The 10,458-nt window shown below is 73.0% G+C and carries 8 protein-coding genes; 2 read left to right on the forward strand and 6 right to left on the reverse strand.

The window, feature by feature from the left end; translation table 11 throughout:
• A partial coding sequence (locus tag BGM09_RS23990) for a PQQ-binding-like beta-propeller repeat protein (protein WP_188283761.1) occupies positions 1–1,271 on the forward strand: 1,271 nt, incomplete at its 5' end.
• Between the two features lie 12 nt (positions 1,272–1,283).
• Here BGM09_RS23990 and BGM09_RS23995 read toward each other — a convergent pair.
• The 4 genes from BGM09_RS23995 to BGM09_RS24010 all read right to left on the reverse strand — a co-directional run bounded on the left by BGM09_RS23995 (position 1,284) and on the right by BGM09_RS24010 (position 4,431).
• Positions 1,284–1,874 (reverse strand): hypothetical protein, encoded by a 591-nt coding sequence (locus BGM09_RS23995; protein WP_188283762.1) that lies wholly within the window; start codon positions 1,872–1,874, stop codon positions 1,284–1,286.
• Positions 1,875–2,027: 153 nt separating this feature from the next.
• Positions 2,028–2,813 (reverse strand): enoyl-CoA hydratase/isomerase family protein, encoded by a 786-nt coding sequence (locus BGM09_RS24000; RefSeq protein WP_188283768.1) that lies wholly within the window; start codon positions 2,811–2,813, stop codon positions 2,028–2,030.
• A gap of 5 nt (positions 2,814–2,818) precedes the next feature.
• Positions 2,819–3,268 (reverse strand): Zn-ribbon domain-containing OB-fold protein, encoded by a 450-nt coding sequence (locus BGM09_RS24005; protein WP_188283763.1) that lies wholly within the window; start codon positions 3,266–3,268, stop codon positions 2,819–2,821.
• An 8-nt stretch (positions 3,269–3,276) separates the two neighbouring features.
• Positions 3,277–4,431 carry a lipid-transfer protein gene (locus BGM09_RS24010; RefSeq protein WP_188283764.1) on the reverse strand — a complete coding sequence of 385 codons (1,155 nt, stop codon included), beginning with the start codon at positions 4,429–4,431 and terminating at the stop codon, positions 3,277–3,279.
• A 126-nt stretch (positions 4,432–4,557) separates the two neighbouring features.
• Between BGM09_RS24010 and BGM09_RS24015 the strand changes: the two genes are divergently transcribed.
• Complete coding sequence (locus BGM09_RS24015) at positions 4,558–6,243, forward strand: FadD3 family acyl-CoA ligase (RefSeq protein ID WP_188283765.1); 1,686 nt, start codon at positions 4,558–4,560, stop codon at positions 6,241–6,243.
• Between the two features lie 292 nt (positions 6,244–6,535).
• Here the strand turns inward: BGM09_RS24015 and BGM09_RS24020 are convergent, their stop codons facing one another.
• Positions 6,536–6,703, reverse strand: a complete 168-nt coding sequence (locus BGM09_RS24020) for a hypothetical protein (RefSeq protein WP_188283766.1) — start codon at positions 6,701–6,703, stop codon at positions 6,536–6,538.
• A gap of 166 nt (positions 6,704–6,869) precedes the next feature.
• Entirely contained in the window at positions 6,870–9,803 is a 2,934-nt protein-coding gene (locus tag BGM09_RS24025) for an AfsR/SARP family transcriptional regulator (protein WP_188283767.1), read from the reverse strand.
• Positions 9,804–10,458 lie beyond the last annotated feature (655 nt).

Here is a 10,458-nt window from a genome sequence, read left to right on the forward strand (position 1 = left end):
ATGCCGGTGCCGGTGCCGGTGCCGTGGCGAACGGGGGCGCCGCCCAGGCGCCGGCCGCCGTCCCGGCGCAGCAGGGCCAGCAGGCCCAGCAGGCCCAGCACGGCGCCCCGTCGGGCCTCCAGTCCCAGGCCGCCCCTCCCGGCGAGTGGCGGCCGTGGCGTTTCCGCATGTCGAACGACGTATGGGGCACCCCCGTCGTCTCCGGCGGCCTCCTCTACGTCACGTCCTTCGAGGTGCACGCGCTCGATGTGGCCAGCGGGCGCCGCCAGTTCAAGACCCGCGACGTCGCCTGGACGATGGCCGTCGACGGCGGCCGTATCCACGCCTCCGACGGGCCCAGCCTCTTCGCGCTCGACGCGGTTGACGGCGGCGAGCGCTGGCGTACGGCGATCGACGGCTGGGTGTACGCGCTGCGCGCCGACTCCGGCACGGTCGTGACCGCCACCCGCGGCGGCGGCATCCAGGCGTGGGACGCGGCGCGCGGGGGGCTGCGCTGGGAGCGGTCGGGCGCCCAGACCGAATTCGAGTCCCCGGACTCCGGACCCACCGTCCTCGGCCGCGCCGTCTACTACCAGGGCGGCGGCCACCTGCACGCCGTCGACTCCCTGACCGGCGCCGAGATGTGGTCGTACCCGGTCGGCGAACCCGGCGTCGCGGGCTCCGTGCCCACCCGGCCGGTCGTCGCGGACGGCGTCGTGCACCTCACGGCCGGTACGCGGGTCGTCGCGCTCGACGCCCGCAGTGGCGCCGAGCGCTGGCATTTCGACGCCCCCGCCGTCATGTTCTCGCCGCCCGCGCACGTGCCGGGGCCCGGCGTCTCGGGCGGCGGCGTGTACGTCGCCGACCACCTCGGCACCGTCTACGCCCTCGATCCCGCCGACGGGCACGCGCGCTGGCGCGTCGCCACCGAGCCACGGCAGTCGCTGGAGCCCGTCATCGTCGCCAATGGTGCGCTGCACCTCGGTGCGGGGAGCGCGCTCTACACGCTGGACGCCGTCAGCGGCGCGCCGCGGTGGCGCTTCGCGGCGCAGAACGAGATCGTCGGCTCGCCCGCCGTGGCTGCCGGGCGGGTGCACTTCGGGTCCAAGGACCACTGTCTGTACACGGTCGACGCGGCCGGGGGGCAGTTGAGGTGGCGGCTTGAGACCGGCGGGGAGATCACCGGGTCGCCGGTGACGTCGGACGGGGTGGTGTACGCGTGCTCGAAGGACCGGTGCGTGTACGCGCTCGACGCGACGAAGGGGACCGGGGCGACGTCGCGTCGGGCGTGAGCCCGTGGGCCCTCAGACGCCGGGCGGGCTGACGGGTGGGAGCGGCCCGCTGGTCTCGGTTGGGGCACCCCGGCCCGTCCCCTCCTCCTCGTACCTCGGCTCCTCATACCCCTCCTCCTCGTACCGCGGCCCCTCATACGTCGGCTCCTCATACCTCGGCTCCTCGAATACCGGCGCGGCTCGGCGCGGACGGTGGCGGCCGGGGAGGACGGCGGCGGAGAGGAGCAGCAGGAGGCCGGAGGCGAAGGCGGTGGCGACGCCGTAGTCGAGGCCGTTGCCGCCGGCGGTGAGGGAGCCGGAGGCTTGGCCCTGGCGGACCATCCAGAGGATGGTGATGCCGAGGACGAGGAGGGCGGCGAGGGCGAGGGTGAGGCGGGAGCGGAGGAGGACGCCCAGGAGGGTGAGGAGGGCGGCGAAGGCCATGGGGAGGAAGAGGGAGCCGAGGAGGGCCGCCTTGTCAGGCGTCACGCCGACCCCGGTGAAGAGGTCGTCGACCCGGATGCCGGAGCCGTGACGGCCGCCGTACCAGGCACGGAAGGGGCTCCAGACGGCGCCCGCCGCTCCGATGAGGGCGAGAAGCGACCCGACGACGGTGCGGAACATCTCGTGGTCGCCTCGCTTCGCTCGCTCAGCCCCCTCGGGGCCGACGCTACGCCGGGACCGTCGCACCCGCCAGGTGAGCCACCCGCCATGCGAGCCGCCCCGTCATATGAGCGGCCCCCGTCATATGAGCGGCCCGCGCCACCTGAGCCGCGCTCACCTCAACCGGAACGCGGCGGGCCCCCGGGCGCGCCCAGTGAAGAGCTCCGCCTGCCGCTCCGGCGGCAGATTGCCGAGGGCGATGAGGTGCGGCGCGAGCGCGGTGGCGTGCGCGCGGGCCGCCTCCCGGGCCGACCACACGGCGCGCACCGTGCCCTGGACGGCGTCGGTCGGGTAGGAGGCGAGGACGGCGGCGGCGCGCAGCGCGGTGGCGAGGAGGTCGGGGCCCGGCACGACCTCGGAGACGAGACCGGTCTCGTAGGCCCGTCGCGCGCTCACCCGTTCGGCGGTGCCCATGAGGGACATGCGCATGGCCTCGCCGTAGGGCATGCGCTGCGCCATCAGGACGGACTCGTAGGCGCTGACCATGCCGTACGTCGTGTGCGGGTCGAAGAAGGTGGCCCCGGTGGCGGCGATGAGGAATTCGGCCTCGCCGAGGAGGTAGAAGGCGCCGCCGCAGGCCATGCCGTTGACGGCGGCGACGACCGGCTTCCACAGGTCGTTGGCCTTGGGGCCCGCGGTGAGCAGGGGGTCGTCGACGGAGTACGGGGACGACGGCTGCGGTACGTCGAGGCCGCGGTCGACGCCGGTGCAGAAAGCCTTGTCCCCCGCGCCGGTGAGGACCACCGCCCGTACCGCGTCGTCGAACCGCAGCTCGCGCCACACCTCCCGCAGCCCGTCCACGGTCGCGCCGTCCAGGGCGTTGTGCCGCTCGGGCCGGTCGAGGGTGACGAGCGCGACCCCGTCACCGGCCGCCGTACGGCGTACGCCCGAGGTGCTCATGGCGCTCATGGCCGCTCCAGCAGCCAGCGCGGTACGACGACGCCGTCCGTGGCCGCCGGGTCGGGGAAGGCCACCTTCACGGCGGCGCCGATCCGCAGCCGCGCCGGGTCCACGGAGTCAAGGCGCGCGTCGGCGCGGGCGAGGAGGTTGCCGACCAGCCGGATCCGGCCGCCCTCGGGGGTCGCCTCCTCGGCCAGTTCCACCACGATCACGTTGTACGGGGCCTGCTCGGCGTAGTCGGGCAGCAGCGGGGGGTGGGCGATGACGTACGACCAGATCCGGCCGCGTCCGCTCATCCGCTCCCAGCGGGACCCGAAGGACCGGCAGAACGGGCAGCAGGGGCGCGGCGGGAAGCGCAGCCGTCCGCAGTCGGCGCACGCCTGGACGCGCAACTCGCCCTGGCGCGCGTACTCCCAGAAGGGCGCGCCGTCCTCGTCGATGACCGGCAGCAGCATCGCGGCTGTCAACTCCTCAGCAGCAGAGCGGATGTGGGGACGCACTCGCCCGCCGTGACCAGGCAGGTGGCGGCGTCGGGGACTTGGGCGGTGGAGGTGCCGCGCAGTTGCCTGACGCCCTCGGTGATGAGGTTGAAGCCGTGGACGTACGCCTCGGACAGGCCGCCGCCGCCGGTGTTGATCGGCAGCCGCCCGCCGGTCTCCAGGGCGCCGCCCTCGGTGAAGGCGGCGCCCTCGCCGCGTCCGCAGAAGCCGTAGCCCTCCAGGGAGAGCGGGATCAGCGGGGTGAAGGCGTCGTAGATCTGGGCGACATCGACGTCCTGCGGCCCGAAGTCGGCCTGTTTCCACAGGTGTCGGGCGGCGGTCCAGGACGGTCCGGTGAGCGGGTCGTCGGTCCAGTAGTTGACCATGCCGTGGTGCTGGGCGGGCAGGCCCTGCGCGGCGGAGTGCACGTAGACGGGCTTGCGGCGGCAGTCGCGGGCGCGTTCGGCGGAGACCACGACGCAGGCGAGCGCGCCGTCGGTCTCCATGCAGTTGTCGAACAGGCAGAGCGGTTCGCTGATCCACCGCGCGGTCATGTACATCTCGCGGGTCAGCGGGCGCTCGTACATCAGGGCGGCCGGATTCTGGTTGGCGCGGTTGCGGCAGGCGAGCGCCACGTTGAACAAGTGGTCGCGGGTGGCGCCGTATTCGTGCATGTAGCGGCGGGCGAGCATGCCGATCTCGTCGGCCGGTCGGAGCAGACCGTACGGCCGCGACCACTGCGCCGGAGTGGGGAGCTGGACGGTGGTGCTGCTCCACGGGCGCGGTCCCGAGCCGCGTTTGCGCGACCGCCAGGCGACGCCGACCGACGCCTGACCGGTGGCGACGGCCGCCGCGAGGTGCGCGACGGTCGCGCACGAACCTCCGCCGCCGTAACCGGACTTGGCGAAGAAGGTGACATCGCCCGCGCCGATCGCCTTGGCCAGTTCGACCTCGTCGGTGTCCTCCATCGTGTACGAGGCGAAGCCGTCGACCTCGCCGGGGTCGATGCCCGCGTCGTCGAGCGCGGCGAGCACCGCCCGGCACGCCAGCGTCTTCTCCGACTCCGGGAGCGACTTGGCGAACGGTGTCTGGCCTATCCCGACGATGGCCGTCGCGTCTTTCAGGGCAGCGCCGCCCATGGGCACACACCTCCGCAGGTCCCCGGACCCGGTCCGGATCCACCGACGAACTGCTGACAGGTCGTCAGGCTACCGTTAATCTGACGGGTAGTCAGCTACGGGGTAATGACGACAGGAGAGGGCGCCATGGATGTGGACCTGCGGGACGACGACCCAGGCGACTCCTCGTACGAAGACCTCTCGTGCGACGACCCTTCGTATGAAGACCTTTCGTGCGACGACCCCCGCGCCGACCTCCGCTGGGGCACCCTGCCCCGCCTGGTGCGCGCCGCCGCCCGCGCCCACGGCGACCGCGAAGCCGTCGTGGACGGCCGCACCCGCGTCAGCTACGCCGAACTCGGCGCCCGCGTCGAAAGCGCCGCCGCCGCGGCCGTCGCCTCGGGACTGCGTCCCGGCGACCGGGTCGCGATCTGGGCGCCCAACTCGCTGAACTGGATCGTCGCCGCGCTCGGCGCGGTCAGCGCGGGCGGCGTCCTCGTCCCGCTCAACACCCGCTTCAAAGGCGCCGAAGCGGTCTGGATACTCCAACGCACCCGCGCCAGGCTGCTGTTCGTCACCGGCACTTTCCTCGGCACGTCATACGTGGCTGCGCTGCGCCGCGCCGCGGGGGAGGGCGACGGCGAGGGGCCGCTGCCCGGCCTTCCGCATCTGCGCGACGTCGTCGTCCTCGGCGACGACGCGCCGCCCACCGGATTCCGGTCCTGGCCCGGCTACGTGGCGGCCGGCGCCGACGTACCCGCCGCGACCGTACGCGCCCGCGCCGACGCCGTGGCGCCCGGCGACCCCTCGGACATCGTCTTCACCTCGGGCACGACCGGACACCCCAAGGGCGCCGTCATCACGCACGCCCAGACGCTGCGCGTGTACGGCGTCTGGAGCGCGCTGGCCGGACTGACCGCGGGGGACCGCTACTTGGTGGTCAACCCCTTCTTCCACACCTTCGGCTACAAGGCGGGCGTCATCGCCTGCCTGATGCGCGGCGCTGTGATCGTGCCGCAGCCCGTATTCGACGTGGACACCGTCCTCGCCAACATCGCCGCCGAGCGGATCTCCGTACTGCCGGGCCCGCCGACCCTCCACCAGTCGCTGCTCGACCATCCGGCGCGCGCCGCCCACGACCTGTCCGCGCTGCGGCTCGTCGTCACCGGGGCCGCCGTGATCCCGCTGGAACTCGTCGAACGGCTCCGTTCCGAGCTGCGGATCGCCACCGTCCTGACCGCGTACGGCCTCACCGAGGCGTCCGGCACCGTCACCATGTGCCGCAGGGGCGACCCGGCCGCCACCGTCGCCGTCACCTCGGGGCGCGCCATCCCCGACACGGAGGTACGGGTCGACGCCGCGCCCGGCGCGCCCGGCGAAGTCCTGGTCCGCGGCTACCACGTCATGTCCTGCTACTTCGAGGACCCCGAGGGCACCGCCCGCGCCGTCGACCCCGACGGCTGGCTGCACACCGGCGACATCGGCGTCCTGGACCCCGGGGGGAATCTGCGGATCACCGACCGCCTCAAGGACATGTACATCGTCGGCGGCTTCAACGCCTACCCGGCCGAGATCGAGCAACTGCTGCTGCGCCACCCCGACATCCGCGACGCCGCCGTCATCGGCGTCCCCGACCCGCGCCTCGGCGAGGTCGGCCGCGCCTACGTCGTCCGCCGCCCCGGCTCCACCCTCACCGCCGACGACCTCATCGCCTGGTCCCGCCGTGAGATGGCCAACTACAAGGTCCCGCGCGGCGTCCGCTTCGTCCCCGAACTCCCGCGCAACGCGGGCGGGAAGGTGAAGAAGAACGAGCTGCGTACGGCCGCGGACTGACCTGCGTACGGCCCCGGACCCGGACGCGGACTGACCGCGGCGCCCCCTCCGCGCCGCGGTCAGTCTGTGGTGCGCCCCCGGGTGCGTGCTGTGGAACCCCCCGCAGTCACCCGGCCCCCCCTTGGGCGGCTTTCACCGGTCTCCCTCGGCCCCCACCGAGGTTCCCCGGTCCCCCGATCCCCCGTGTTCCCCTGTTGCCCCGTGCTGTTTTCCCCTGATCAACCCCGTGGGTCCCCCTGCGGTCCCCTCGGGGTCCTCCGCGGCCCCGCCCTCCCCAGAGCGGGCCGGGAAGCTACTTGGTGACGCTGTCGTTGTGGAAGTTGTCCGGCTTGACGGTCGGCTTGGGCTTCTGCGGAGTCAGGAGCCCGTCCGGAGCCGCCTGCTCGGTGCTGTCGTTGTGGAAGTTGTCCGGGTCGACCGGCGGGTCCGTCTTCGGCGGCTGCGGAACTTCGGTGCTCATGGTGCTCTCCAAGTGTGCTTGGGGACGTGCTGTCGTAGCTTGCGTAAACGCCCGCCCGGTGGCGACCCCCGTACACCACCGAGCGGGCAGCTCGTGCAGTGATGGAATCGTGGCATCCGTCGATAATCAACTGATAAACGGGCGCGTTGAGCGATTCAACCTGGTCCTATACCGCGACAGAGGGGGACGATTCGTCCCCCAGAAGGCGCCGTACATCAGCGGCTTCGGGCGAACCGAGACCGGTGAAAACGGCCAGGGCGTCGTGCCAGCAGGCGTGGGCGCGCACCGGCTGGCCCATGCCGTCCAGCGCGCGGCCGAGGACGGTGAGCGCGTTGGCCGTACGCCATTCGCCGCCGACCTCGCGGAGGATGACGAGGGACTGCTCGGTGTGGGCGGCGGCCTGCCGCCACCGGCGGCCCGCGAGATAGACCTGGGAGAGCCGGAAGAGCGTCATGCCCTCCCAGAACTGCTGCCGCGCCTCGCGGAAGATGCCCAGTGCCTCGGTGAGGCAGGTCAACGCGTCGTCGAGCCGGTCGTCCGCGGTGAGCGCGATGCCCCTGGCGTACAGGCCGTTGCCGAGCCGGAAGCCGGCGCCCAGCTCGCGGTAGATCGCGACGACCTGCTCGGTGGTCGCCACGGCGGCGTCCAGCTCGCCGATCTCCGGCTGGACGCGGGAGAGATTGGCCAGCGCCGCCGCCTCCCCGTGCCGGTTGCCGTCCGCGCGGAAGGCGTCGAGCGCGGCCAAGTGATACTGCGCGCACTCCTCGAAACGGTGTCCCTTGTGCGCGATGATCCCGCGCAGATTCGGCGCGTAGCTGCATGTGAGCGGGTCCTCGGCGGCCAGGCCGAGGATGAGGGCCAGTTTGACCTCGGTCTCGGCCTCCTGGAACCGCCCCGACATGCACAGGAGTTGGCCGAGCCAGATCCGCCCGCGCCCCTCCACCAGTGTGTCCCCGCAGTCGTGCGCGGTGGTCACCAGCGTCCGCGTCGCCTGCTCGTATTGCCGCGCGTAGACACCGGACTCCATCAGGTCCTGGGCGACCAGCAGCAGGTCGACGGCCCGGCGCATCGGGCCCTCGCAGCCGCCGTCCGCGGACTGCTGGACGGCCGCCAGCAGATTCTGCGCCTCGGAGAAGAGCCATTCCAGGGCCTCGTCGGGGGCGCCGAAGGTCAGGCCGGAGTGCGCGGTCAGGGCGAGGTGGTCCAGGACGCGGTCGCCGGGGTTCTCCAACTCGTAGGCGCAGGAGGCCGAGGCGAGGTAGAAGTCCAGCACCCGCGACAGCGCCGCGCAGCGCTCCTGCGGTGTCTCGTCGCGCTCGGCGCACTCGCGGGCGTACAGCCGCAGCAGGTCGTGGAAGCGGTAACGGGCGGGCGCGGCGGACTCGATGAGGCTGATGTCGACCAGCGCCTCCAGCAACTCCTCGGCCTCGTACGGGTCCAGGTCGAGGGTGGCCGCCGCCGCGTGCAGCGAGATGTCCGGGCCGTCGGCGAGCGAGAGCAGCCGGAAGGCGCGGGCCTGCGGCGCCGACAGGTGGCCGTAGCCGAGGGCGAAGGTCGCCTTCACCGCGAGGTCGCCGGCCCGCAGTTCGTCCAGCCTGCGCCGCTGGTCGGCCAGTTTGTGGGCGAGTACGGAGACGGTCCAGGTGCGGCGGGCGGCCAGCCGGGACGCGGCGATCCGGATGGCCAGCGGCAGGAAGCCGCAGGCCGCGACGACGTCGAGGGCGGCCTGCCGCTCGCTGGTGACGCGCTCCTCGCCGACGATCCGGGTGAAGAGCTGGAGCGCTTCCTCCGGCGACATCACGTCGAGGTCGACCAGATGCGCGCCCGCCAGGTCGACCATCCGCACCCGGCTGGTGACCAGCGCCGCGCAGCCGGGCGTGCCGGGCAGCAACTGGCGGATCTGCGCGGCGTCGTAGGCGTTGTCGAGCAGCGCCAGGACGCGGCGGCCGTCGAGGGTGGAGCGGTAGAGCGCGGCGCGGTCGGCCAGCGACTCGGGGATCGCGGAGTCCGGGGTGCCGAGCGCGCGCAGGAACGAGCCGAGTACGGCCTCGGGTTCGGCCGGGCGCGGGTCGGTGCCCTGGAGGTCGACGTACAACTGCCCGTCGGGGAAGGAGTCGCGGGCCGCGTGGGCGACATGGACGGCGAGCGTGGTCTTGCCGACGCCGCCGATGCCCGCGACGGCGGACACCGCCATCACCCCGCTGCCCTGCGACGCCTGGGCCAGTTGCTCGCCCAGTTCCCTGACCACATTGCGGCGGCCGGTGAAGTCCGCGACGGTCGCGGGCAGTTGCGCGGGCCGTACGATCTCCGCCGGTCCCGCGGCGGAACCTGCCGGGGCGGCGAGCGAGGGGTCGGCCTCCAGGATCTTCTGGTGCAGGTCCTTCAGTTCGGCCGACGGGTCGATGCCCAGCTCTTCGGCGAGCAGGCGGCGGGTGTCCGCGTAGACGCCGAGCGCCTCGGCCTGCCGGCCGCTGCGGTAGAGGGCGAGCATCAGCAGGGCGCGCAGCCGCTCGCGCAAGGGGTGTTCGGCGGAGACCGCGGTGAGTTCGGAGACGGCCTCGGCGTGCGCGCCGAGTTCCAGGTCCAGTTCGAGACGGGTCTCGATCAGGCCGAGGTGCCATTCGGCGAGCCGGTTGCGCTGCGTCTCGGCGTGCGGCCCCGGAAGGCCCGCCAGCGGCTCGCCGTGCCACATCTCCAGCGCGGTGCCCAGCAGTTCGCGGGCGCGGACCGGGTCGAGGGCACGCTGCTTGTCGGCCTCGGCGGCCAGCCGCTCCACGACGGCGCTGTCCAGCGCGTCGTCGGCGACCCGCAGCGAGTAGCCGCCGGAGTCGGTGACCAGGGACTCGGGGCCGAGTGCCTTGCGCAGCCGGAAGGCGTACGAACGCAGCGCGGCGAGAGCGGTGTTGGGCGGCGACTCTCCCCACACCGCGTCGAGCAGTTCCGACGCGGTCGCCGTGCGCCCGCCGCGCAGCAGCAGCGCGGCCAGCAGGGCGCGCTGCTGTGGTGCGCCGGTGACGATCGGTTCGTCGTCCCGCCAGGCGCGCACCGGACCGAGGACCGCGAACCGCAGGCTGTTGCCCGGTTCCGTCCTGCTTTCCATCTCTGCCCCCTGAACGTGGACCTGCTCATTGTGTACCCGCGCCTGGAACGGCGCACTGCCTGTACCAGCCTCCGGCGGTGGTCGGCCGCCGGGCGCTGAATGGTGCGTGACCCGATTATTCGCGACGCCGGGCGCCCCCGCGGCCCGTCGCCCGCACGTATATCAATCGTTCATCGCCGAACGGAACAGTTGTCCGCATGGCGCACGGGACCGAGGGTTCGGCACCGTCCGTGCCAGTTTGCCGTGTCGGGCCGCCGGGGTCACCCCGTGCAAGGACCCGAACCGGACTTGCAGCAAAAGTAGGGCTGGAATTCGAGGTTCCGTCTGTGCGTGCGCGGAGGTTGTGCTGTGTGGGACTGGTCCATGCCGGTGTGTGTCCTGCGAAAGAACAGGTAGCGGGCGTTTCATGTGTGCTGAGTGCACGAGTCATGCGGCAGGTGCCGGTGAGCCGGACGGGCCGGTCGGGTCACTGCCTGTCAGGCCGGGGCAACTGCCGTCGTCCGCCGGTTCCGAGCTGTTCCGGGCTCCGGTACGCGAGGTGCGCCCGGTGCGCGCGGCCGGATCCGTACGACGGATGCCGGCCCCGGCCGCGGGGCCCGCGATGAGCGGCGAGGGCCGCGAGCGGCCCGGCGGCGGGGGCGGCGGCAACGGCAAC

The sequence above is a fragment of the Streptomyces sp. CBMA29 genome, from assembly GCF_014596445.1.
Classification (GTDB): domain Bacteria; phylum Actinomycetota; class Actinomycetes; order Streptomycetales; family Streptomycetaceae; genus Actinacidiphila.